The sequence below is a fragment of the Colwellia psychrerythraea 34H genome, assembly GCF_000012325.1.
In the GTDB taxonomy this organism is placed as follows: domain Bacteria; phylum Pseudomonadota; class Gammaproteobacteria; order Enterobacterales; family Alteromonadaceae; genus Colwellia; species Colwellia psychrerythraea_A.
This window is the reverse complement of the sequence record NC_003910.7, coordinates 4962100-4987929: the sequence shown is the minus strand read 5'-3', so window position 1 is coordinate 4987929 and position 25830 is coordinate 4962100. Positions and strand designations below refer to the sequence as shown.

Here is a 25830-nt window from a genome sequence, read left to right as displayed (position 1 = left end):
AAAAAAGAACTAAACAATTAAGGAACATTTATGGTTAAAATACTGGCACCACTGCTAGCTGTATTTTTATTTACTGCCTGCACTCATCGAGTTGAAGTAAGTGCTAAAGAGCCAATCACGATTAACTTGAATCTTAAGATTGATCATGAGATTCGAGTCAAAGTCGATAAAGAACTCGATGATATTTTCAGTGACGATAGTGATATCTTTTAGGAGCAATAATGAATAAATTAATAAAACACTCAATCAAGCACTTAATTAGAAAAGTGAGCCTAGTGTTAATTGCCTCTTCCATAGCATTTTCAGCTTGGGCAGTTACTCTCGATCAAGCCAAACAGCAAGGGCTTGTTGGTGAAATGTCTAATGGTTATCTAGGTGTGGTAGTGGCAAGCACTGAAGTTAGCGACTTGGTAGATATGGTCAATAAAAAACGTAAAGATATTTACCTTAACTTGGCGCGAAAAAATAAAATCACTATGCAGCAAGTTACTAAGCTAGCGGGCGAAAAGTCTATGGCTAAAACTCAGCCAGGACATTTAATTCAAAATGCTGAAGGGCAATGGGTTAAAAAATAACTGACGGCAACGATTGAACCTAGTTGAGCTTTAAAGAAGAAAACCGTATTACTTTTTAAGTACTACGGTTTTTTTGTGGTTTTTCAGTAAATGTAGGTACAAACTACACTTTAAATTTGCTGATAATCTCAGTTAACTGCTGGTTGATATCATCAATACTATTGAGCTCAGCAAACGCTTGTTTACCGTTGTTATCTAGCTCGCCGACAATCTCGTTAATTGCGGTCATATTTTTACTGACCTCATGGGTGACATTGCTTTGTTCTTCAGCTGCAGTGGCAACTTGTGTACTTAAATTATTAATCTCAGACACAATACCTGTCATTTCATCTAAACTTATTGATACTTCACCTGCACCTGTCGCCGCTTTTTGACAACGCTCTTTGGTGACACTCATTGAATCAACAACCGTTTGATTACCTTTTAATAGGCTAGAAAGTGCACTTTCAATCTCATCGGTACTTGACTTGGTTCGGCTTGCAAGGTTACGCACTTCATCGGCAACAACGGCAAAACCACGACCTTGTTCACCAGCGCGAGCGGCCTCAATAGCCGCGTTAAGTGCTAATAAATTGGTTTGATCGGCAATGCCACCAATAACACTCAAAATCGAATTTATGCCATCGGTTTTACTACTCATTTCACTCACACTTTCTACCGAGTTATCAACGTCAGTAACCAACTCTGCAATAGTCCCTTGTGCTTGGCTTACTGTTTTCATCGATTCACGACCTGCGCTGTTGGCGTTATCTGTTAGTAGAGCGACATTGGCAATATCGCTTGCCATAGAGCCCGCAGTAGCATTCATTTCTTCAATAGCCGTTACCACTTGCTCAGTTTCTTGAACATGGCCATTTAATATAACGGTATTATGCTCTGATTGGTCTTTCAGCTTAGAGACATTGCCATTTAGTGCTGTTGTTGCCTCTTTTATTTCTAATATCATTGATTGCAAGCTTTCTATAAACCGATTAACACCATCTGCAATTTGACCTAAGTCATCAGTTGAATTTACCTTAAGTCGCTGTGTTAAATCGCCATTACCTTGAGAAAGTGCAGTGATTGTTTCTTTTAATACAAGTATAGGGCGATAAATAATTTGCAATAAGATGAACACCAAAATAACACTTATTAATGTTGCGGCAATACTGCTGATAATAGCGCTTTGCTTCGCTTTAGACAGACTTGCATAGGCAACTTCTGTATCTAGACCTAAAGTGTAATACCAATATTTATCAGCTATTTTAATTTGATGTGCAAACAGTAACTTATCCACACCATCTAATTGATAGGTATATATCCCCCTTTCATGGCTAACAGCGTTTAACGCTGCCTCTTTAAACCAAGGGTAACTCGTTGCTAGTTTTTTGTTTTTAACCGTTTTACTTGTCGAAGCCAAAACGGTGGTGTCTTGATTAAAAATTAATGCTACAGCCCCTGGTATTTCTGCGGAGTTCTCAACTAACTCATTCAAAAAATCCAATTTCATATCAACTGAAATCATACCATTTTTAATTTTATGAACGATACTGACCCAATAAGTCATTGAACCAAAATATGGCTCACTTGTTGCGGTGCCTGAGCTTCTGCGAGCTAATTGGTAATATGATTCATCTCTAACATCACCTGAAAATATATGTTCAGGCCAAGTATTACTCGTTTGATTCCAGTAGCCAACGCCACTTTCAAAACCAATGGCAGAGCTATTGAGGTTCATCGAATAAGCAATGGTTTTTGTTAATTTAACAAAATACTCAGTACCGGCTTCTTCTCCTTGATCATCATAGAGTTTTGCAATTCGGGCCAAACCTAATGCTTTTTCATTCAATTGTTGTTCTATGAGCTCCGCTTGTTTCCGCACGAATTCACTGTTTTCTTTGATAATGAGAGCGGTCAGGGTTTTTTCCTCTTTTATATAGGAAAAATAGCTTGTTAAAGAAACGGAAAGTCCGACTAAGACAGTTATTGTAATTAGTAACAGGTTTTTGAATCCAAACTGCACCATGGTGTATCCTTTTTTGTCGCCATCTTGGGCTGTTAACTTCTTATGGATTGAAATTACTTAGATAATTTCAGCCGACATATATTTCATATCAATTAACAGAAATATATTTACAAAACTTATGTGACTGCTCTGAATCCTTGGCATGGATATAAATTAGACTATTTAAAACACTGTCCTTTAGCTTAATTTAAAGCGACTATACTCATTATTAAAAGCGACTTTACTCAATGTTATGCGTTTTTAATTACTGATTCGTGATTGGTATTTACTTTATGATCATAATTGATCGAATTTGATATCCCTCACGTATTCTTAAGAGTAATAGTCTTAAATGTAGCGGAGTGAATATGAAAATATTAGTAACCGGTGGTACAGGTTTAATTGGTCGACACTTTATTAGTGCTTTTAATCACAAATATCAATTCACTGTTTTAACGCGCAACACTCAAAAAGCACAACTATATTTACCTAAAAACATTGAGTTTATTGAACAGTTACCAGAGCAAAATTATTTTGATGTGATCATTAACCTTGCCGGTGAGCCTATTATTGATAAACGCTGGAGTCGCGCACAAAAAGAAAATATTTGTCAGAGTCGATGGAACATCACTGAAAAAATAGTTGAAATGATTGCACGCGCCACGGATAAACCAAGTTGTTTAATTAGTGGTTCAGCCATAGGTTATTATGGTGAAACGGGTGCTGTATCAACGCATGAAGATGCAAAAGTTACTCATTCTGATTTTGCGCACACCCTCTGCCAAAAGTGGGAGGAACTTGCACTTAAAGCCAAAGAACACTGTCGTGTGGTGTTATTACGTACTGGTATCGTATTAGCAAGTGATGGTGGAGCATTAGAGAAAATGCGTTTACCCTTTTCTTTAGGTTTAGGCGGAAAACTTGGTAATGGCCAACAATATATGTCCTGGATACATATAGATGACATGATTCACGCTATTCATTTTAGTGTACAAATAAAGTGTATTGAAGGTGCTATTAATTGCACTTCTCCTAAGGCAATAACTAATGAAGTGTTTACTAAGGCATTAGGCAAAGAAGTTAATCGGCCCACTTGGTTTAGCGTACCTGCATTTGTATTAAATATTTTAATGGGACAAGGTGCAGAGCTATTATTGACAAGCCAGAATATTTATCCGCAAAAATTGCTCAGTCATGGTTTTCATTTTAACCATAGCGATATTGAACATGCACTTGCAGATTTAATGACTGAATCTTAAATATATTAGGGTGAACTCCTTTGAGTATGAGGGTTGTAGAGCGATAGCAGGTTATCATTACTCTACTGGTTTCTTTCAACCGGGCTAGTTGCTAGCGTGCTAATTTGTCTTTTTTCTTCTATCGTTAATGCTTGATAAAATCGAGGGTATGACCAACCATATCCCCATCGAAACGACGTCGGGAAATATGGACTTCCCCCTGCACGAACACCCATTAACATGAGCTTCGCTATTTGTGGTTCACCCACTTTAGCAACACATTGCTGAAGTTGTTCATCAGCGATTAACCTGCCTTCATAGGTACCGCCTTGCCAATAAGCATAATCATGAGCGGTACAACAAGATAGCCATAATTCTTTCTGCTCAAAGGTACCATCAGGAAAAACGCTGCATCCGTCAGTAGTGAAGGGGGCAATTGTCTCTGCATGTACAGACACTGAAGCTAACGAAAACAAGAGATAGATTATGATACGCATAAGTTTTTGTACTACTTTATATATGAGCCTCATTTCAGTAAAATCGATATTATTGTCTTAAATAAAGGCGGGCTAAAATTTTGATGGTAATGATATTGGCAAACGATAGCCACTCGTTTTACACTTTTTGATTAGGGACTATTGACCAGCACCAGCCTGTTGTAACTTTTGCTCTAACAAAGCTTCAAGTTTACCTTTTTTCATCGCTAAATCTACTTCAAGTGATTGGCGCTCTTTTACTGACGCTTTATCTTCTTTGTCTTGTAGCATTTGAACTTTTACACTTAACTCGAGGATCTCCATTGATAATTCTCGAATTTGTGTATCGAGATCACTTTCTTTAGCTTTCTCTGCGGCCGCCGCTTCTGCTGGCGACATAGCACCACTTAAGCTACTTGCATCTATGTTTTTCTTCCCTTCATCTTTTTCTTTTGTGCTTGCTTCGGCTTCAGCCGATTTAGCTCTCGCTTCTTCAGATAATGCCAGTTGGTCTGGTTGTAATTGCTTACTTTTATCTGGGGCACTGGCTTCGGATTGTTGAGGAGTATCAACAATGGATGTACTTGCGACTGGCACCGTAGCTGTCTGCGCTGAACGCGAAGTGTCTGTGGCAGAGAATTGTGTTGTTAAAGCTGAAGTGTTAATACTGTCCATGGTGACTTCCTATGTGACCGAATACTTGATTAAATTGATTAGTTGAAAGCTAACTATAGCGATATATGCTTTTGTTCCCAAGTATTTTTTATGCGATTAAATACAGTTAATCATTTTTAGCACAGTGAGTAATCGTATATAGTCATGGATGATTCCCAATGTCATCACAAATTTATTAAGGAATGTTTGAGTATGGTAAAAGTTGCAATGCTAATAAGTGCGGTAAGCCTATTAAGCCTTTTCGGTTGTAGCCAACAAGACGTTCATACCGGTACGTCAGAATTAGCGTTAAGTCATAGTGATAACATCATTGCAGCCTCAGCACTCTCTAAAGATGGTCAGCTTAATTTAGTTGCTGATGGTAAAACAGTGTGTTTATGGAGTAAAAAGCAGGTGAAATCGCCATTACATTGCTTAATGGGTAATGATGCGCAATTCATCGAGTTGCTTGATATTAGTGAAAATAATCAATTTTATTTAGTATCGAATCAAGTGTCGGTGCGTTTGTATTCGATGCAGGGTAATAAACACATAGGTGAGTGGCAAGTTGCAGATAATATTATCAATGATATGGATATATCTGCAAATGGCAGAAAAATATTATTAGGCTTTCGCAGCGGTAAAGCGAGTATCATCGATGTGAAGCGCAATAAGGTCAGCACTTTTGATAAACATCGATTAGATATAAATTCGGTGAGCTTGTCTGATGACGGTGAAATTGCATTGACTGGCTCAAGTGATAAAAAAGCACGTTTATGGAAAACTGGCTCAGGGGATAATGTTCAGGAATTTTCTCATGGTTCAAGAGTGAACCATGTCAAAATTAGTGGTGATGCTAAGGTTGTTTTTACGTTAGATGCAATCAAAGACCGTACTTTTTGGGATTCATCAACGGGAAAAGTCCTCGCTGAATTAGATACTAGTTTACGTTTCTTTGAGTTTAATGATTCATTATTTTCTGCTGATAATTCGCTACTTTTAACGGGATCTCCTAAGCAAGTTATTAAACTTTGGCGAGTATCTGATGGTGCATTAGTTGCTGAATGGCAATCTGAAATGACTCGCGGTCGTTCGTCAATACTCAGTGTGGCTTATTTAGCTCACGATAAAATTGTCACTACCAATAGTGATGGTTTATTCGAGCAATGGCAACTACCTAACCCTAGCGAGTAAATTTAGATTTAAATAGGCGCGACAGTTAAAAAGTTAAACTAAAGGTTGCGCCACCTTGGCTATTGTTACGCACAGCAACCTTGCCATTATGAGCTAACATCACTTGTCTTGTTAAAGCTAAACCGACACCCGAGCCTTCTTTTTTGGTAGTGAAAAAGGGTACAAAAATTTGTGTCATGTTTTTATTTTCAATACCTTTACCATTATCAGCAACTTCAATGATGACATGGCCACGGACATTTAAAAATGCGTTTAATGCTATTTTTGGTGTACTGTTTTTCTTCTCTATTACTCCTGCTGTTGTAATTAACGCGTGTTCAGCATTTAACAATAAGTTAAGCAATATTTGTTCGATCATATCTGGATCAACATGAATATCTAAAGCTTGAGGAGTGATGCTCGCGGTTAGTTCAATGTTATCTTTTTGCCAATTCTGCTTGGCTAACGTTGTGACGTGGTCGAATATAGTCGCTACTGATATTGTTTTTTTATTAGGCGAGGGCAGGCGTGTTAAACGACGGTAGCTGGTGACAAACTGCATTAAGCCATCACTTCGCCTAGCGACAGTTTTTACTGCTCCTAATACATCGTCTAATTCTTCAGTTATCTCGTTGGTAATAGCGGGTAAGGTCCGGGTTTTTTCTTGTACATCTTGAACTAAATCTACAGCTGTTTTAGCCAGTGATGCTACCGGCGTAATACTATTCATTATCTCGTGAGTTAAGACACTGACCAAGTCTTGCCATGCTTGCAATTGAGCTAGTGCTAGCTCACTTTGAATATCTTGCATACTCAGTAAGGTTTCTTGCTGTGTTGCTGTCGTTATTTCAGTCGCCGAGATAATGAGCTTATGTTCCATGTCATCAATAGTGATATGAACTAGTGTGCGCTCACCCGCTAAAATACTTTGTAATTTTTTTGGGAAGTCTTCATTAAACTGTGCCATATCATCTATATGGGTGACTGCATTGGTACCAAATAAGCGCCTGACGCTATTGTTCCATAAAGTAATTTTACCATTATGATCAATACTTAACAGCGGTACTGGGACATGTTCAATAATGGCTTTAATATGTCGTAGTTCGGCCTCTTGATTTGAACGCACACGTTGAATACGTTTTAGAATATCAGTAAAGGTGGAACCCAATTCATCAAATCCTGTACCAAGGGATTTTAGCTCAAAGCGTTGTGAAAAATCGGCATGGCGGACGGCTTCAAAAAAGCGGACTAATTCTGCATTGGTCTTTGAAATAAAACGTGTTATTTCAAAGAACTGTATCAGTAATACTGCCGAAAGCAACAGTACGGTCGCGTGATAACCATCACTCATAATTGCTTGCGTGAGAAAAATCAACGTGAGCATGGCTAAAATAGTGCGCGTGGCTATTAAGAGTGAAAAGCGTTTAAAGTCCATGTTTTTCCATCCGGCGGTAGAGTGCAGCACGTGTTAAGCCAAGTTCTTTTGCGGTATGACTTATATTAAATCGATGCTTTTTAAGGGCTAAAGCGATAGCATTTTTCTCAATTTGCTCTAAATTCAGCTCTTCTGGTAGCATTATCTCAGCGCTGGTTGTTTCAAACTGATTTGTTATTACCTTGTGCTTTGAAGTTGATGCCGATTGGCTTGGTTTAACATGGCTAGGGACATCAAGCTGAAAATCACCCGAAGTCAGCATTTCAGATTGGCTTAATATCATCGCACGCTCAATTGCGTGGCGCAGTTCTCTGATGTTACCGGGCCATGAATAAGAGGATATTGCTGCTAATGCGTCATCACTCAACTGTTTAACACCTTTACCTTGTTGCTGATATTTTTTTGCGTAAAAGTCGACATAATGGCTGGCTAGTAATGTTATATCGCTGCTACGTTCGCGCAAAGGCGGCAAATTAATTTCAACGGTGTTGAGTCTAAATAATAAATCTTGTCGGAAATGCTGTTCATCTTTTAACGTTTCTTTAGATAAGTTAGTTGCTGACACGACCCTAACATTAAAGGCGATAGCTTTATTTGCACCCAGGGGGGTGACTTTTCGCTGCTCTAATACAGTCAGTAATTTTGCTTGTAGATGAAGAGGTAGGTTTCCTAGCTCATCTAAAAATAAGGTACCACCATCTGCCGCTTGTAACCGGCCAACTCTATCTTGTTGTGCGCCAGTAAAAGAACCCTTTTTATGACCAAATAATTCACTTTCGAATAAAGTTTCGCTGATTGCGCCTAAATCAACAGACATAAACACTTGTTGAGCGCGAGCGCTTTGTTGATGTATCTCTCGGGCAACTAACTCTTTGCCAGTCCCATTTTCACCCAATATCATCACATTAGCTTCAGTTGGTGCAGATCGAGCGATTAACGATTGTATTTGCTGCATCGCTTGAGATTGGCCGAGCATATTTTGCTGGCTTGCCGGGTTACTCGCTTGTACTAATACTTTATTGGTTTCACGTAATTTTTGCGTTTCACTACGGCTTCTGCCCAGTAAAACTGCAGTTGATACCGTTGCGATAACTTTTTCATTTTGCCAAGGTTTGGCAATAAAATCGGTGGCGCCTAGCTTCATTGCTTCAACTGCCACATTAACGCCACCATGGGCGGTGATCATGATAATGACGCTTTCTGGCTTAATTTCTAATATCCTTTGTAGCCAATAAAATCCCTGCGCACCAGAGCTTTCACCCGGACCAAAATTCATATCCAAAATAATGGCATCAAAATGCTGATCGTTAATAAAGCGAGGAATGTGTTCAGGTACATTGCAGGTACTTACCTGTGAAAAGTGGCGTTTTAGTAATAACTTACCTGCCGTTAAAATATCTTCATCGTCATCAACAATGAGAATTTTTCCTTCTTTCTTCACGCTTAATCACCCTTCAATTTTGGTCAGTGCAATGGCAGTACTTAGATAGTGCCTAGGTTGTCTTTGGATACCGCTTAGCTTTTTTCAGTCGTTTTTAGTAATCCATACCCAAACTACCTGAAGATGCAGGTTTCAGCTGGCATTAGAAATACCTTTAGGCAAGGCATTGATTGAAGAGAATAGTTATTCTATTGTCGAAATCAATAACATAGCATAAAGCGTTTCTAAACCAGCCCTGCGGGGACGTCTGAGCAAACCATGTTCTTCGTTGCCTCCTTTTTTAAGGGAATAACCCTTAATAAAATGAAGCGCCTTGATCATGAATTGTTCAAGCGTCCTGAAACACGCATCTTCAAGTGGCTTGGGTATATACTGCATAAAGTGTTCATTAACGTACACCTACTGTTCATAAACGTACAGTTTTAATCTAGGTTATTTTAGCAACTATTTATAAAAAGCAATAAAAACAATCGATTACAAGTTGGAATGATTATTGGATTACTAAGGCTAAAGAGAACGTTAAATTTATTTATTCTTGGTTTAGGCCAGCTCCGTTATTGAGAGCTTATTACGATAAAATTATTGCGACAAAACTACTATGACAAAAGTTAATATGACAAAAAATACCACACCGCTCACTTCTGTAACTAATGCCGTTTCGGGTGCAGGAATGGATCGTAAAGTCACCACCAATGCTAGCCCAATGAAAAAATGGCTAAGTCTAACCTTGATCATGCTCATCGTTGTTTTTGCGGGTTATATGATCGCTAGTAAGAGTACGGGGAAAGTATTATCAGTAGATAATAGCCGGGTAGTTATTTCAAAAGTAACTTCAGGAGTTTTTGAAGATTTCATCCCTATCCGTGGTCGAGTTACGCCGGCAAAAACAGTTTATTTGGATGCCATTGAAGGAGGACGTGTAGAAAAGATTCTAGTGGAAGATGGCGCGAGCTTAACGGCGGGTAATCTTATCGTAGAGTTGTCAAATGCTTCACTGCAACTCAGTGTATTAGGCAATGAAACACGCGTCGCAGAGCAACTAAATAATATGCGCTCTATTGAGTTAAATTTAGAGCAGAATCGTCTACAACATAAACGTAACATCGTTGATATTAAGCACCAAATTAAATTGTTAACTCGCCAAGTTGACCGTTCACAATCGCTTATCGCAACGGGTGCGATTACCAAATCGAAAATGGAAGATACTGAAGATACCTTAACTTGGTATCAAGACCGATTGGCGCTAACTATTGAAAGTCAGCAATCAGATGCTCGTATGCAAGGAGAGCAACTCACGTTTTTAAGATACACGAGTCGTCGTTTAGAAAGTAACTTGGCTATTTCACGTCAAAATTTAGACAACATGAATGTTAAAGCGCCGGTAGCAGGTAAGTTATCTGGCTTTAATGTTGAAGTAGGCCAAAGCATTGCCCGCGGTGAGCGTCTTGGACAAATAGATACACCTAACGATTATAAGCTCACTGCTTTTATTGATGAATTTTACCTAGGCCGTGTCGATATTGGTCAAACGGCGACCTATAAAAATTACTCCTTAGTCATTGCCAAAGTCTATCCACAAGTGCAAAACGGTCAATTTGAAGTCGATTTTAAATTTACCTCCGAGCAGCCCAAAGGCATTCGCCGCGGACAAACCATTCAAATCAAGCTGACACTTGGCGATGCGAGTGAAGCACTGTTGATCCCCAATGGTGCCTTTTTTCAAGATACTGGCGGCAAGTGGATGTTTGTTGTTAGCCCAAATGGTAGCGAAGCGGTGAAGCGTAATGTGCGCCTAGGACGACGAAATAACCAATTTATAGAAGTTATTGAAGGACTTGAACTTGGTGAACAAGTTGTCACTAGCCCTTATAGCAGCTACCAAGAGATGCAGCGCCTTAACTTTAATTAGTGAATCACACGTTAGCGGCTGATTATCTGGCCGCAATGAACAGCTTTACATAACAAGTAATAAACATAATTCATCACTGAACAGAACATTAAAAGACTCGTGAAGAGCAAAGGAATTTACCATGCTAAAACTACATAATTTAACACGCGTATATCAAACTGAAGATGTAGAAACATCAGCCTTAAACAATGTAAATATTGAAATTGCCCAAGGCGAGTTTGTTGCCATTATGGGACCATCAGGTTGTGGTAAATCAACCTTACTTAATACTATTGGTATGTTGGATTCACCCAGTAGTGGTGATTATATCTTTAATGGCGAAAATGTTGCTGGTTATTCAGAAAAACAGCTTTCCGTTATTCGTAAAAAAAGCATTGGTTTTATCTTTCAAAACTTTAATTTGATTGATGAGTTAACCGTTGCTGAAAATATTGAATTAGCCTTAATTTATCACAATATTCCAGCAGCAGAGCGCAAAGCTAAAGTTGAAAAGGTCATGGATAAAGTGGGTATTGCCCATCGCGCTAAGCACTTACCAAGTCAGTTATCTGGCGGGCAACAACAACGAGTCGCAGTCGCTAGAGCGGTTGTTGGTGATCAAAAAATGATTTTGGCCGATGAACCAACGGGTAATTTAGACAGTGCACACGGTCAAGAAGTAATGGAAATGTTACAAGCACTTAACGATGAAGGCACTACTATAGTGATGGTGACACATAGCCCAGCACATGCTGATTACGCTAGACGTACTATCAATTTATTTGATGGTCATGTGGTTGCACAAAGTGTTCGTGCTGCTGAGCAAACGGCTTAATTGCTAATTAGGAGAATTTTATGTTTCACAATTACCTTATTACCGCTTGGCGTAATATCATTAAAAACGGTATTTTTTCGGTTATTAACATTTTTGGTCTCGCCATCGGTTTGATGAGCTGTATTTTAATCATGTTATTTGTTCGCCAAGAATCCGGTTTTGATACCTGGATTAAAGATCATGGTCAACTAGTACGTACGCACACTGCCTATTCTATCCCTAATCAAGAACCGTTTGATTCTGTCCGTTCAGCGGGTAGCATGATGGAAGCAATTCGTGATTTTGCTAAAAATGAAATTGAAACCGGCGTACGTTTTATTCAGTTTGATATGACAGTAAGACAAAATGAAAATGCCTTTCCAGAACAATTTACTATGGTTGATGGCAGTTTCTTTAATGTTTTTGATTTACCTTTTATTCATGGCTCTAAAGAGTCTTCCTTTAATAAACCAATGGACTTGGTTATCACTGAAGAGTTAGCTTACAAATACTTTGGTAAAAGTGACGTTATTGGTGAGACGCTTACCGTATGCTGTGTTGCCGGCAATACAGCAACGTTGACTATCACTGGAGTGATGAAAAATTTACCCGATGCGACGCATTTAAATACCGATATGGTGATTTATTTACAGCCAGCCTTGTTTAGCGATAATGATGGCATGTTAAATACTTGGACCAGCTTAAATGTTTATACCTATTTTAAATTGAATTCGGGTATTTCTTCAGAGCAATTACAAGAACGTATTAATTTTTGGATGAATAATGAAAGTCCACTGGTTGAGATGCTTGTTAATATTTTAGGTGAAAAAGCCTCAGGTAAGCAGGTTACCGATTTAATTAAACTGCGAGTAATGCCAGTGGCAGACTTGCATTTACATGCCAAAAGCCACGCGGGTAATGGCGGGGATTTAACCCCTATGGGCGATAGTAAAATGATTACTACCTTTATTATTGTCGCAAGCTTAGTGTTACTTATTGCTTGTATTAATTTTATGAACCTATCTACCGCTAAAGCCAGTAAAAGAGCGCGTGAAGTTGCTATGCGTAAGGTCTTAGGCGCTAGCCGAACTCAAGTGGCTATTCAATTTTTAGGTGAGGCGATTGCCTTAGTTTTACTCTCTTTATTGTTTGCCTTGGTCGCTGTTGAATTAGCATTACCATTTTATAATGAAGTGTTAGGTAAAGAGTTAGCTTTACATCTAATGAATGATCCAAGTTTATTGTTCACCTTAATTGGGCTGGCTGTTTGTGTGGGTATTGGCGCGGGCATTTATCCTGCATTGTATTTATCACGCTTCTTACCTGGACAAATTCTAAAATCGAGTAAAAGTGTTGAGTCGAAAAGTTCGGCAAAATTTAGAAGCGTGTTGGTGGTTTTTCAATTCGCGACATCCATTATTTTAGTGATTTCAACCTTGGTTGTTTATGGCCAAACGATTTTCTCTAATAACATGGCGGTTGGTTATGAAAGTGATAACAAACTGGTGCTTAGTATTCGCAACGCCGGGGATAACTTACCAAGTTTAACGCAAGAGTTATTAAATTTGTCTGAAGTAACGAGTGTAACGTTTTCTTCTGAGGCACCATCGCAAGACAATGAGAATAATAATAATTTTAAGCTACTTGAAGCACATGCCAATGGAGGAGCTAATGAAGCTGAATTGATGAATTACCATAATATGGGTTATGGATTTTTTGAAGCTTATCAAGTGAAGCCGATAGCAGGCCGTTTGTTTGATGAAAATTTTGGTTCAGACACCATTAAAGACGTTGCTAAAGATACAGTGGGTCAATCAAGTGTGGTACTCAATAGTTCGGCCTTGAAAAAGTTCGGTTTCAGCAGTGCGCAAGAGGCTATTGGTAAAACATTGGAAAGTGATATCCGCGGAACACAGCATTTAACTATCATTGGCGTTATCCCAGATGTTTACTTTCGCTCAATTAAGTTTGGCGTTAGAGCTTCAGTATATACGTTGAATCCAGAACGTTTTCGGGTAGCCAATATCTCTTTTGATACCAATAATATTCCTAATTTGATTCGTGCGATTGAAGGTGTGTGGAAGAACAACGTACCAATGCAGCCTATTAACTTAGAGTTTTTGAGTGAAATGATGAAAGCGCAATACAATGATGAGCTCATCACCGCCCAGTTATTCTTGGTGTTTTCATTGATAGCCATTGTTATAGCTTGTTTAGGTTTATATGGTTTATCTGCTTTCACGGTAGAAAGAAGAACCAAAGAAATCGGTATCAGAAAAGTGATGGGCGCGAGTGTTAAAGATATTGTTGGTTTACTTATTTGGCAATTCTCCAAACCTGTAGTATTGGCTAATCTCATTGCTTGGCCTATCTCTGCCTACTTGATGCTAACCTGGTTAGAAGCATTTCCTTATCGCATAGATGCTATTTGGCTGGTACCAATATGTTTAGGTGTTGGTTTGTTATCACTGATTATTGCGTGGAGCACTGTGGGCGGTAATGCTGCTAAAGTAGCGAGAAAAAATCCAATCAAGGCACTTAGGTATGAATAAGCGTTTAGCGCTAATAATGAAAGAAAGGCGAGTAATAAGTCGCTAATACCTAAACCTAAACCTAAAACGGCAGTGAATATTTTTCATTGCCGTTTTTATGCTTCTATTAACCTCTACTTGTCAGAGGCTCATCCATTAAGTAATCAATGAATGTTTGGGCTAGCGAGTTGTGATAGCTATTTTTATTGGTGACTAAAGCAAAACGACGAGACAAATTTAATGGTGAATGTAACGCAATTAATCCACCGTTATTTAGCTCTTCAGCAATGCTAAGTTGTGACAGACAACCTAAGCCTAAACCGGCTTTGACCGATTCTTTTATAGCACTCTGTCTAGTCAATTCAATACCTAAGCTAATTTGGGCACCCATTTGTTCAATTGCAGCATCAAATATTGCGCGTGTTCCTGAGCCATGTTCACGCAATACCCATGAGTATTGCTGCAGCTGTTCGAGATTGATAGTCGCTTTTTCTGCTAATGAATGTTCAGGTGCACAAAAAATTTGCAATTTATCCACTTGCCATGGCGTTATTTGTAAATGTCTATGCACTGCAGGGCCTTCTATTAAACCAATAGAGGCTTTACCTTTATCTAAATAATCTATCACCATTTGGGTATTACCTATATGTATTTCAGGTATAACCTCAGGGTAAATTTTTACAAATTTTGCAATCAATTGAGGTAGTAAATAAGTGGCGATGGTGGCGCTGGCTACTACTCGCAATACACCACTCATGGTGTTTAAATTGGCCAGTTTTAAGCTATCAAGTAAATCGCTTATTTGACGTACTTTAGGCAACGACTTAAGACCATTTTCGGTGATCAATAAATCTCGACCAGTCCGCTCAAATAATGGGTAACCTAAACTCTGTTCTAATTCTTTTAACGCTTGGCTGGCGGCTGATTGGCTTAAAGAGAGTTCACTGGCTGCTTTCGTGAGTTTCCCTAAGCGTGCAGTCGCTTCAAACAGTTGAAGTTTTTTTATCGATATACTCATAGCTTCATTTCCTCCTAAGAATTATTGGCCTGAGTGCTCAGTTTTAACACAGCACCTTTAGTTCGGTTTTTTGAATACTATACATCGAATCAATCCATTATTCTTATTTAAAACTTTACGTTATATTATATTCCATAAAGTGATTACTCTTTGGTGGTCACGTGTAAACACACAGTCATTTATTAGACAAGAGATGCGTTATGCCCACTTATATAGTTCTTCCCATCATTGCCTTATTGGCAATTGCTTTAGCAAAAGTAGAGCAAGTATCTGCTTTTGGTTTGAGTGCTTTACCATTAGCGATTGTTTTTGGCATGTTTTATGGGCATTTTTCATTGAGAGTTGAAGATGAAAGAGACCAACTTTTTTCGACTTTTTGCAAACAGAAATTACTGAGATTTGGCATTATATTATTTGGTTTTGGCCTCAGTTTTCAGCAAATATTGGCCGTTGGCTGGCAAGCTGTTGTTATTGACTTAGTGATGATAAGTACAATTTTCACTGTGGGTACTGTTGTTGGCATTAAAGTCTTGAAGTTACATCGTGATGTTGCCATTTTAACTGCGGCTGGTAGTGCTATATGTGGTGCGGCAGCGATACTTGCTACTGAGTCGGTACTTAAACCAAAGCAACAGCACATTACTATTGCCATTGCGACTGTCGTGCTTTTCGGTACGTTAGCGATGTTTATCTACCCGTTTATTTATCAATGGGTTGATATGACCGACCAGTCTTTTGGTATTTATATTGGTAGTACTGCCCATGAAGTCGCACAAGCGGTTGCTGCTGGACAAAGTATTAATGGCGAGACTATGCAAACGGCCGTTGTTGTTAAGCTTATTCGAGTGATGATGTTAGCGCCATTTATTCTGATGTTAAGTGCAGCACTAAATCGTATTGACGCTGATAGTGAAACTAAACGTGAAAAGAGTGTTATCGCTATTCCTTGGTTTGTTTTCGGTTTTATGGCTACTGCAATGATTAATAGTATCGTCATCTTGCCTGAACTTCTTAAAACAGTATTGAGTTTTGCCAGCCAATTTTCTTTAGCGATGGCAATGGCAGCTTTAGGCGCCCAAACCCAGTGGGCAACTATTAAAGAAGCGGGACCTAAACCTCTAATGCTGGCATTATTACTCTTTATTATTTTAATCATTGGTGGTTTTTTCTTAAGTTCGTGGTTAGCCTAAGGGCTGAAGTATTTAATTATTATTTAAATAAAAATTAGCTTTAAACCTTTTACTTCTTTGTTGCATCTCACTTAATAATGACCAAAAAATTGGCTAAGTGAGCAGTAAACTTATTCACTTGTCATGAAAATTCCAATAAAGATATACGGAGATACCTAATGTTAAAGATGAACAATACTTTTAAATATGCACCTATCGCTCTTTTGTTAATGGCTGGTGGTTTACAAGCCAAAACCATTAATAAAGAGTTTACTGTTGCCAATGGCGGTTTACTGAAAATTGCGACTGATGTTGGTGCTATTGATATTGAAACGCATGCAAAAGAAACGGTACTTGTTGAAGTCGAAATCACTGGAAAAAATGAAGACGACATGGAAGTCAGTTTTAAAAATAATGGTGACGATGTCACCATTAAAGGTGATTTCGATCGTAGTGGCTTTAACTTCGGTAATAACCATATAAGAGTCACCTATAAAGTTACTCTACCGCAAACTTATAATGTAGATCTTAATACCAGTGGTGGCTCTATCGAAATTGAAGACCTTGAAGGTGAAGTAGACGCTTATACCTCAGGTGGTTCGATTTCATTAGAGGATATACAAGGCAATGTTGATATTAAAACCTCAGGAGGCAGTTTAGATCTGGATAATATCACCGGAAAAATTGATGCCCATACCTCTGGTGGCAGTATTGAGCTTAAATTACCAACAAAACCGACCAAAGATAGCAAGGTCAAAACTTCTGGTGGTTCTATTACTGCTTATTTAGTTAAAAATGTAGCTGTAAACCTTTCGGCTAAAACGAGTGGTGGGCGTGTATCAAGTGAGTTTACCGTTGATGGAAAAATCACTAAACGCTCAATTGAAGGTACTATCAATGGCGGCGGACCTGAGTTGGTATTAAAAACCAGCGGTGGAAGCGTGCGTATAAAAGAGATATAACGTAGACATTAAATCTCACCCTATTTTCAATGCCATTTTCAAAGCGTAATAGTTATCTATTACGCTTTTTTTATGTAAAAAATATGACTCAGCGTCAATAATGCACCCTGATAATTCAGTTATTTCCCGCTCAGGAAAAATTCACAGACAAGACATAATATTGAGTAGGTAAAAAATTGCATTATATTGAATTATAACTAATATATAAGTATATGAAGAATATATTTCAGAGGTGAGCTCTCATCTTAATAAAAGGAATTACTTGGGATGACATTTTTAGATAAAGGATTAGCTCAAGGTGAAATTGATACCGGCATATTGGTCTTAAATCTCAATGGCGAATTAGAGGAAGTAAATGAACAGTTTCTCGCTATGACAGGATTTCTAAAAGAAAATGTACTTGGTCAAAATATAGATGAAATTGATAACTGTTCGGCAAAGAAAATATTATCAGGGAAAAGTGCTATTTATGGACATTATCATTCAATACTCACTCGTAAAGACGGTAGTAACCTCCAAGTAGAAACTTGCTACTTTCGCCAGCAGACTCAAAATTCAGCACAAATATTACTATTTATTCAAGAAAGCAATTATGCCGAACTAACAAAAACTTCTATTATTGAACAAATATTCGATCATACCAATGAAGCGATCATTGTGACTGATAATCAAGGATTGATACAAACGGTCAATAAAAGCTTCTCAAATATAACCGGGTACAGTGAAGAAGAAGTTATTGGTAAAACACCTGCCATTTTAAATTCAGGGAAACAGGATAAATATTTTTATAAAAAGTTTTGGCAACAAATAATTGACCAAGGTTCTTGGCAAGGGGAGATTTGGAATAAACGTAAAAATGGGGAAGTGTATCCTGAATGGTTAAATATCAGCAGTATTAGAAATAAAGAGAGTCAAATTTCTAATTATATTTGCCAATTTACAGATATCACCAATCGAAAAAAGTCTGAAGAAGAGCTGCACTTTCATGCCTACCATGATTCATTAACTAGTTTACCTAACCGGCATTTACTTTTTGAGAAATTGAACCATTTATGCGTACTTCATCAAGAACAACCGACCTATTTCGCTGTGCTTTTTTGTGATCTAGACCGCTTTAAGATGATTAATGACTCGCTGGGTCATGATGTAGGGGATGAGCTTTTAAAGAGTGTTGCTAACCGGTTTGAAGCAAAGTTACGAGATAATGACATTATAGCGCGTACTGGTGGAGATGAGTTTATTGTTGTTATTGAAGGCGAGAAAGCACTAAAAAATCTAGATAAAATATGCTTGCAGATACTCTCTCTTTTTGAAGTCCCTTTTCAAACTAAATATGGTGAATTTAAGACAACAATTAGTATTGGCGTTAGCCAATTTCCTTCAGATTCTGAGGATGTGAGGGAGCTTATTTCATTCGCTGATGTTGCCATGTATAAGATAAAAAAGTCAGGAGGTAATCATTACTCATTTTTTGATGTTAAAGAGAAGGCTCTTATACAACAAAGGCTAGAGCTTGAAAGTGAAATTACCCAAGCGATTGAAAAAGATCAATTTGCAGTTTGGTACCAACCACAAGTAAATACACAAACCCACGAAGTATATGGTGTTGAGTGTTTAATTAGGTGGAATCACCCTGAGCAAGGGTTAATCCCTCCTGATTTATTTATTCCAATCGCTGAAGCTAACGGATCTATTAAAGAGCTTGGTTATTTTGTTTTAAAAACGGCATGCCAGCAATTAAGACAGTGGCGTATTAAAAATATCTTTACTGGGGTTATGGCAATTAATGTTTCACTACGACAATTTGAACGAAATGACCTTCTCGCCCAAGTGAAAAAGACATTAGTAGATGAAATGTTACCTGCTGAGTCTATTGAACTTGAAGTGACAGAATCACTCTTCTCAGAAGACAATAACTACCATACCCCGATTCTATGTGCCTTAAGAGAGTTAGGGGTTAAAGTCGCCATTGATGACTTCGGTACTGGGTATTCCTCCTTACAACGTTTGAAAAGCTTACCTATTGATAATGTAAAAATTGATAAGTGTTTTGTTGATAACATCGAACATTGTCCTGAAGATGTTGCGATTGTGATGGCAACCATTTTGTTGTCAAAAACCTTTAAGGTAGATGTGATTGCTGAAGGAATAGAAACACAAGAACAAGCCGATAAATTAAGTGACTTAGGTTGTTTCAATCAACAAGGTTATCTCTACAGTCGGCCTCTTAAAGCACATGATTTTGAAGTTTGGCTCGCTGACTTTTCTTTGAAAAACAATGAAATAAAAACACTTAAAGCGATAAATCACTTATGAGTCAAATAAGCTTACCAAATCATCCCGACGTTATTATGGTTTACCAAGACCGTGATAGCGTAGAACCGGCTATTCAACAAATAATGGAATTAGAGCTTTCATTTAAATCTTACAAATATAATCCAAAAAAGTTGCATGATATAACGTTAATGAAACCTAAAGTGTTATTGCTAGCGTCTAACAATGTTAAAAGTACCATCCAATTTTATATTAATTATTTAGAAGAGTACGAACAAAAAATTGCGCCACATAGTGCTATTTTACTCATTAGTAACCGTGAAACTTACCGTGCTTATTTAGCCTGTGAAAATGGCCTATTTGATAACTATGTCATTATCAACCCGTTAAACAATCCTTATCGGTTAAAGCTGGTTTTGTTACAAGAATTAAAGCTAATAGAAAACCATAAGAATAGTAGTTTAGAGCAGCTTATTTCAGAAGGTGAAGATGAACTGGCGTCTTGCATAGAACACGGAGTCGCCTTGAAAAAATCATTTACTCAGGAAGTAAGTAAATGTGAAAATGAGATTTTATCGGCAACAAATGAAGCGCTAGATAATAAGGAAGCCAAAGCGGTTTTACAAAATTTAATAGGACTCTCGGTTGGCGACATTAATGAAAATGTTTCGAGTAGTATTCAAAAAATTGTAGACCAATTAATAAAATTAAAAGCCAATAATCAGTCAATAAAGCAGGGAATTGAAAAACTCCATATACCGAAAAAGAAAACAGTTATTGGTGTTAATACGGATCTATTAACTACAGAGGATGCTGAAAAGGCATGTCTTAAAACGTCTCGCTATAAAATACTCATTGCAGAATCTTCTGATTTATTTACCAAAGTGATTGAGGAAATATTTGCTGACACGGTATTTATATATGCTTTAGTCAATGACGGACAAGCAGCACTAGAAAAAATCCGAACCTTCAAACCAGATGTAGTGCTATTAGCCTACGACTTACCAATAATTAATGGCCTAGAAGTTACAAGATTGATTCGTGAAGAGGGTAATAAAGTACCTGTGATTGCGTATGCCCATCATAAGGATAAATCGGTCATTAAGCGTTGGATCCCATTCGGACTAAGTGGTTACCTAATTAAACCATTGAAGAAAAGTGCCATTTTAAATAGCGTGACTAAAGCGGTAAAAAATCCGATAGAGATTATCTCTCATCATAAAGTAGCCGATAAAGTTGGTATTCAATGGATTGCGGAATATTCTATTGGCAATATAGAAATAGATGAACAGCATAAAGTGCTCTTTACTATGATTAATGACTTCTTCCATCAAGATAATAAGGAGGCTGCAATTATGCTCTTTCAAAGTTTATCCTCTTATATTGATTTACATTTTGAATCTGAGGAAAACTTATTAAGACAAATTAATTACCCCGACACTGAAGAGCACATTAAGAAGCATGGTGAATTAAGAGAAAAATTTCACTTACTACGAGGTAAACTCGATGATTATGATCTTGATGTACACCATAAGATAGCCATGTTTCTTTATAATTGGCTAGCTAAGCATATCTTAAAGGCTGATATGGAATATAAGTCTTATGCTTTATCTATAGAAGAATCGAGCTTCAAATAGTTGTGTTAATTAATATTCAATGCTTAGCCAACTTTTGGTTTTATTATTGATAGAGCATTGCTCTTATCATCAATCACTTTTTGAGCATAATGCTTAGGGGTGATTCTAGCGATATACTTAAACTCTCTGGTCATGTGCGCCTGATCGGTGAAACCTATGCTTAGCGCTAAATCGGCTAGTGCTGTTTCCGGATGAAGTTTAAGTACTTTTAACGCATTTTTGACTCGTGATATTCTTTGATAATATTTTGGCGTCATATTCAACCATTTTTGAAAGTGCCGTTCAATTTGCCGTTGGCTTAAAAGCACATGATTACTCAACTCCCCTGGTGATTTTTTATCTTCTAATGCTTTTAAAGCTGACATTAAAGGGGCAGGGATATTATCAATTGTTAGTAGCATGGTATTTAACCATCGATAAAATACCACAATACGGGCGTAATGGCCTTTTGCTTGCTCAAGCTGATTACCAAGTGTTTGCAGTGAAAGAATATTAGTTTCAGATTTCTTTATCTGGGTAGCTTGCTGATAAATGTTGCCTAAAATGGCAAAACTCATTGCTGGATGAAAGCGAACGCCAACCACCACTGCGCCGGGAGGTAAGGTAATTGTTTGTGCTTGTTTACTTACTGGCAGCAGCACGCCACCGGTAGAAATTGATAGGTCATTTAACTGTATTGGCTCACTTAGATTAAACAAAAATCCACTACAGGCATCACTGTGTAGCCATCTTTTTATGTTATTTGAGCTATGTATAGCAACAGAAGTTGACCACACGCCTTGTACAATAGAAGCTAAGCGTCCCTTAGGTTGGAATAATGTAAAATCTAAATGCTCTGGCACGCTTAGCGGACTCCTTAAAGATGCTTTTTAGCTCAATCCTGTTTTAAATCGCGTTAATTGGCATCGAAACTGCCTACGGCTGGCTTAAATGCTTTGGCAATACGATTCCAACTACTAATGGCATTAATCGCTATGGTTAAATCAACCAAGGTTTGCTCGCCTAACACTTGCAAAACGGATTGGTATTCAATATCTGTAGCGGGTTGGTCTGATACAATAAGTTCTGCCCATTGTAATGAGCACTGTTCTTTTTTTGAATAGCATGTCATATCACGCCAAGCGTTTAAGCCATAAATACGATCGAAACTTTCACCGGATTTTAGTGCGTCTTTGCTGTGCATATCAATACACAGTGCGCATTGATTAATTTGTGAAACTTTTATTTTTACTAATTCTAATAGCAGTTTACTCCCTTTAAATGCTTCATCAAGGTAGCTCTCTTGGTTTAATAAAATATCCATCGCTTTAGGCGAGGTGGCAAAGTAATTTAATCGTGTCGTCATGGGCTTATTCCTTATTAAAAAGTCAGCATAAACTCTGGCTAATGATACTTATTGAATAAATTCGACATGAATGATTTTATTATTAAGCTTTTTGACGATAATCCATATTGAGATAATTATTAAGTGGCTAAAAATAACAATCAGATCAATTAAAAAACTTTTTAAATTGTTCTGATTGTTGAAAGCTATTATCTCATTGAAGTCTCATGTATTGCTCGAATCATAGTGATGAAATATCTGAGTAAATTATATTTTTATAGACAAGTTCCTATATTTGATTTCTTTTTCGTGTATAAGTGTACGATGCTCAGCTTATTACACTCCAGAGGAATTAAATGGCTTCAATTAGTAAAAAAGTCTTACTAGGTTATTTGTTAGTTTTAATTGTCGCTATTGCGGCTTCAGTAACTTTGTTTGGTGCTGCGAGTGAAGTAAAGCAACGAACTAGCCAGTTCATTGGTGCAACCTTGCCTGAGTTAAGTGATTTACAACAAGTGAAACAATCATTAGATGCTATACAAATAGCGGCGTACGGCTTGTACGGAACTATGATTGAGGCGAATGAATTCTCTAATGTAATAAATGAAAAAAAGCAACGTCTGGACCAATTATTGATGGCAAATGGTGCATTATCGTCGCACCAAGAATACCGAACAATAGTTGAAGAAATTAATGAATTAGTTACCGTAATGACTCAACTTCAGCGTGTTATGACCGCTGATGAAGTTGATTGGGATGGCGCGCGAGCTATCTTAGTCGAAGTTGATACGCACTCAAGAAATGTTTCTGAAAAGTTAACCAAAATAAGTAAAGATGTTAGCCAAGATGCGAATAATAGCTCGGCAGCAATCTACACTGAAATCGCTGATATTCAGCGACTAGTATTAGCTCTGCTTGCTAGCATAGTGACAGTCGCAGTAGTTGCGTATACCCTTTCCCACAAAAAAATAGCTTTACCTATTCGAGAATTGGCTGAAGAATTGGATCAGGTAGCAAAAAACTATGATCTAACAAGGGTTGTACCAGCACTCTCTAATGATGAAATTGGTCTTGCTGCTGATAGTGTTAACCGTCTACTTAAAGCCTTTAATAGTGGTATTACTGATGTCAGACATATCGCTAATAACATAAATGAGTTGGTCGATGTACTGGGTTCCACTTCTGAAAATGCTGATGTACAAGTTAATTTATTAAATGAAAAAATAGAGTTGCTGTTATCAAGTATGGTGACCTTAGAAAGCCAAATATCCAATGGTTTTGAACAATCAAATAGTGCAGCTGAACAAGCCAAAGAAGGCGCGCAAGCGGTTGAAAACGGAGCACAACAAGTAGCTAAAACGTCAACAAGTATTTCTTCATTAGCGAACAATATTGAAGCGTCCTCTGAAATGTTAATTGAGTTACGTAAATCGGGTGATCAAGTCTCTACGGTAGTAAGCACCATTGCGGGTATTGCTGATCAAACAAACTTACTAGCGCTCAATGCTGCAATAGAAGCGGCAAGAGCGGGTGAGTCTGGTCGAGGTTTTGCTGTTGTTGCCGATGAGGTTCGAACTCTTGCCACACGTACTCATCAGTCTACGATTGAGATTAATACTATGTTGGCAGGCATTGTTGGCGCTATTTCTCAAATCGTTACTTCTATGGAAAGCAACCAAACGCAGGCTGATCAAGCCGTTGCGTTGTCACAAAAAACAGTTGAATCTCTGTCATTAATTCAATCAAGCATCTTGAGTTTAAGTAATGTAAGTACTGAAGTTGCCAGTCAGGCCGAGCAATCACATCATCAAGTGGTAGATATGCGCTCATGGGTAGAAGATTTTAAAACCGTGGGTGATGCGGTGTGCCAAGGCAGTATGGAAAGCCGAGACACCTCATTGAAAATGACAGAGTTAGCGATTAGTTTTAACAAATCTGTTGAACGATTCCGCACTTAATCGTGTTCTATACCCAACCCACATGAAGATGCAGTTTTGATCATGAGTCGCTTAAGCGTCCTGAAACACGCATCTTCAAGTGGTTTGGGTATAAAGTCAGCAGTCACACAGTAATAATCAGGATATTAGAAGTATTCGGCCTGTTGTTGATAGCAATCTTTTATATGCTCAATTAACAGGCGTACTTTTTGAGACTGATGTTTGGTATAAGGATATACCGCATAAATGCCTAATTGACGGCCATGAAATTCAGGTAACAATTGTACTAAGTCACCCCGTTGCATATCATCATAAACACTACAGCGTGGCACATAGACAATGCCATACCCTGCCAGAGCTGCTTTACGTAATGCTTGTGAGTTATTCGTGGCAAAGTTTCCTGAAATTTTTACATAATAGGCTTCGTCTGACTGACTAAAATACCAATCATGCGCACCTTTGTCTTGATAGGTGTATGCCATGCAGTTGTGTCGGGATAATTCTTGAGGTGTTTGTGGGGTACCATGCTTTTCAATGTAAGATGGCGCACAACATACGATCCAATTTGACTGCAGTAGCGGTTTTGCTATTAAACTAGAGTCACTTAATACACCCGTTCTAATTGCTAAATCTTGTCCTTCTTTAATCAAATCAACAAACTCATTTTCTAAGCGCATTTCAACACTTAATTTGGGATGTAGCTGACAAAATTCAGCAACCGCTTGCGCGAGTATTAATTCCCCTGAAATGGTTGGCACTGTCATTTTTATGGTGCCAGATAGACCTTCGCTAAAACTACTAACGGCACTAACTGCATCATTTACTTGCTTATTAATATCCTTAGAGTGGCTGTAAAGTATTTCGCCTGCCTCCGTTAAACTTAATCGTCTTGTTGTTCTATACAACAATTGAATGCCTAAATTTTTCTCAAGTTTAGATATTTTTTTACTCAGTGCTGCTGGTGATATTTCTGCCAACTGGGCAGCTTTATTGAAGGATTTAGCTTCAACAATTAATGAAAACAAAGCCAATTCGCTAGCATTAGGCATCTATTACACTCTTTTAGTTAATAATGAATTCATTATAGCGCTATTCATAAATAATGTCGTTAGGGTTAGATTGTATATCCAAGCTACATGAAGATGAATATTTCAGCTGGAATTAGAAATGCCTCTAGGTAAGGGTTTGATAGAAGATAATGGTTGTTCCCTTGTCGAAATCAATAACACAGCATAAAGCATTTCTAAACCAGCCCTACGGGGATGACTGAGCAAAACATGCACTTCGTTGCCTCCTTTTT

At 37.9% G+C, this 25830-nt stretch carries 21 protein-coding genes; 12 read left to right on the top strand and 9 right to left on the bottom strand.

What is annotated here, in order from left to right; genetic code table 11:
* Positions 1-30: 30 nt before the first annotated feature.
* Together CPS_RS21185 and CPS_RS21180 are read left to right on the top strand one after the other, a co-directional pair.
* Entirely contained in the window at positions 31-213 is a 183-nt protein-coding gene (locus tag CPS_RS21185; RefSeq protein WP_011045438.1) for a YnbE family lipoprotein, read from the top strand.
* A gap of 8 nt (positions 214-221) precedes the next feature.
* Positions 222-575, top strand: a complete 354-nt coding sequence (locus CPS_RS21180) for a YdbL family protein (RefSeq protein WP_011045437.1) — start codon at positions 222-224, stop codon at positions 573-575.
* Between the two features lie 103 nt (positions 576-678).
* Here the strand turns inward: CPS_RS21180 and CPS_RS21175 are convergent, their stop codons facing one another.
* Positions 679-2580 carry a methyl-accepting chemotaxis protein gene (locus CPS_RS21175; protein ID WP_011045436.1) on the bottom strand — a complete coding sequence of 634 codons (1902 nt, stop codon included), beginning with the start codon at positions 2578-2580 and terminating at the stop codon, positions 679-681.
* 347 nt (positions 2581-2927) lie between these two features.
* On the opposite strand from CPS_RS21175, the gene CPS_RS21170 reads away from it, so the two are divergent.
* Positions 2928-3818 (top strand): TIGR01777 family oxidoreductase, encoded by an 891-nt coding sequence (locus CPS_RS21170; protein WP_011045435.1) that lies wholly within the window; start codon positions 2928-2930, stop codon positions 3816-3818.
* Between the two features lie 62 nt (positions 3819-3880).
* Here CPS_RS21170 and CPS_RS21165 read toward each other — a convergent pair whose 3' ends face one another.
* Complete coding sequence (locus CPS_RS21165) at positions 3881-4294, bottom strand: hypothetical protein (RefSeq protein WP_011045434.1); 414 nt, start codon at positions 4292-4294, stop codon at positions 3881-3883.
* A gap of 138 nt (positions 4295-4432) precedes the next feature.
* Positions 4433-4948, bottom strand: a complete 516-nt coding sequence (locus tag CPS_RS21160) for a hypothetical protein (protein WP_011045433.1) — start codon at positions 4946-4948, stop codon at positions 4433-4435.
* A gap of 192 nt (positions 4949-5140) precedes the next feature.
* Between CPS_RS21160 and CPS_RS21155 the strand changes: the two genes are divergently transcribed.
* Positions 5141-6121: a WD40 repeat domain-containing protein gene (locus CPS_RS21155; RefSeq protein ID WP_011045431.1), complete on the top strand. Its 981-nt coding sequence runs from the start codon at positions 5141-5143 to the stop codon at positions 6119-6121.
* Between the two features lie 25 nt (positions 6122-6146).
* On the opposite strand, the gene CPS_RS21150 is transcribed toward CPS_RS21155, so the two are convergent.
* Positions 6147-7535: a sensor histidine kinase gene (locus CPS_RS21150; RefSeq protein ID WP_041737167.1), complete on the bottom strand. Its 1389-nt coding sequence runs from the start codon at positions 7533-7535 to the stop codon at positions 6147-6149.
* Entirely contained in the window at positions 7525-8976 is a 1452-nt protein-coding gene (locus CPS_RS21145) for a sigma-54-dependent transcriptional regulator (RefSeq protein WP_011045429.1), read from the bottom strand. The genes CPS_RS21150 and CPS_RS21145 overlap by 11 nt, the downstream gene beginning before the upstream one ends.
* 613 nt (positions 8977-9589) lie before the next feature.
* Between CPS_RS21145 and CPS_RS21135 the strand changes: the two genes are divergently transcribed.
* The 3 genes from CPS_RS21135 (at position 9590) to CPS_RS21125 (ending at position 14230) form a co-directional block, all read left to right on the top strand.
* On the top strand, positions 9590-10885 hold the full coding sequence (locus tag CPS_RS21135; RefSeq protein WP_011045427.1) for an efflux RND transporter periplasmic adaptor subunit: 1296 nt from the start codon (positions 9590-9592) through the stop codon (positions 10883-10885).
* A gap of 121 nt (positions 10886-11006) precedes the next feature.
* Complete coding sequence (locus CPS_RS21130; protein ID WP_011045426.1) at positions 11007-11699, top strand: ABC transporter ATP-binding protein; 693 nt, start codon at positions 11007-11009, stop codon at positions 11697-11699.
* Positions 11700-11719: 20 nt separating this feature from the next.
* Positions 11720-14230, top strand: coding sequence for an ABC transporter permease (locus CPS_RS21125; RefSeq protein ID WP_011045425.1), 2511 nt, complete (start codon positions 11720-11722; stop codon positions 14228-14230).
* 106 nt (positions 14231-14336) lie between these two features.
* Here CPS_RS21125 and CPS_RS21120 read toward each other — a convergent pair whose 3' ends face one another.
* A complete protein-coding gene (locus tag CPS_RS21120) occupies positions 14337-15227 on the bottom strand; it encodes a LysR family transcriptional regulator (RefSeq protein WP_011045424.1) in 891 nt (296 codons plus the stop codon).
* Positions 15228-15427: 200 nt separating this feature from the next.
* Here CPS_RS21120 and CPS_RS21115 point away from each other — a divergent pair, with 200 nt between their 5' ends.
* The 4 genes from CPS_RS21115 (at position 15428) to CPS_RS21100 (ending at position 21269) form a co-directional block, all read left to right on the top strand.
* Complete coding sequence (locus tag CPS_RS21115; protein WP_011045423.1) at positions 15428-16417, top strand: YeiH family protein; 990 nt, start codon at positions 15428-15430, stop codon at positions 16415-16417.
* A 158-nt stretch (positions 16418-16575) separates the two neighbouring features.
* A complete protein-coding gene (locus CPS_RS21110) occupies positions 16576-17358 on the top strand; it encodes a DUF4097 family beta strand repeat-containing protein (RefSeq protein WP_011045422.1) in 783 nt (260 codons plus the stop codon).
* Positions 17359-17625: 267 nt separating this feature from the next.
* Positions 17626-19674 carry a GGDEF and EAL domain-containing protein gene (locus CPS_RS21105; protein ID WP_011045421.1) on the top strand — a complete coding sequence of 683 codons (2049 nt, stop codon included), beginning with the start codon at positions 17626-17628 and terminating at the stop codon, positions 19672-19674.
* Positions 19671-21269, top strand: coding sequence for a bacteriohemerythrin (locus CPS_RS21100; RefSeq protein WP_041737161.1), 1599 nt, complete (start codon positions 19671-19673; stop codon positions 21267-21269). Before CPS_RS21105 ends, CPS_RS21100 begins: the two co-directional genes overlap by 4 nt.
* A gap of 23 nt (positions 21270-21292) precedes the next feature.
* On the opposite strand, the gene CPS_RS21095 is transcribed toward CPS_RS21100, so the two are convergent.
* The gene (locus CPS_RS21095) at positions 21293-22111 is read right to left on the bottom strand and encodes a helix-turn-helix domain-containing protein (protein WP_011045419.1); all 819 of its coding nucleotides are present in this window, start codon (positions 22109-22111) and stop codon (positions 21293-21295) included.
* Positions 22112-22164: 53 nt separating this feature from the next.
* Entirely contained in the window at positions 22165-22614 is a 450-nt protein-coding gene (locus tag CPS_RS21090) for a carboxymuconolactone decarboxylase family protein (protein ID WP_011045418.1), read from the bottom strand.
* A gap of 335 nt (positions 22615-22949) precedes the next feature.
* Between CPS_RS21090 and CPS_RS21085 the strand changes: the two genes are divergently transcribed.
* Positions 22950-24551, top strand: a complete 1602-nt coding sequence (locus tag CPS_RS21085; RefSeq protein WP_011045417.1) for a methyl-accepting chemotaxis protein — start codon at positions 22950-22952, stop codon at positions 24549-24551.
* A 125-nt stretch (positions 24552-24676) separates the two neighbouring features.
* Here the strand turns inward: CPS_RS21085 and CPS_RS21080 are convergent, their stop codons facing one another.
* Positions 24677-25579, bottom strand: coding sequence for a LysR family transcriptional regulator (locus CPS_RS21080; protein ID WP_011045416.1), 903 nt, complete (start codon positions 25577-25579; stop codon positions 24677-24679).
* Between the last annotated feature and the right edge of the window lie 251 nt (positions 25580-25830).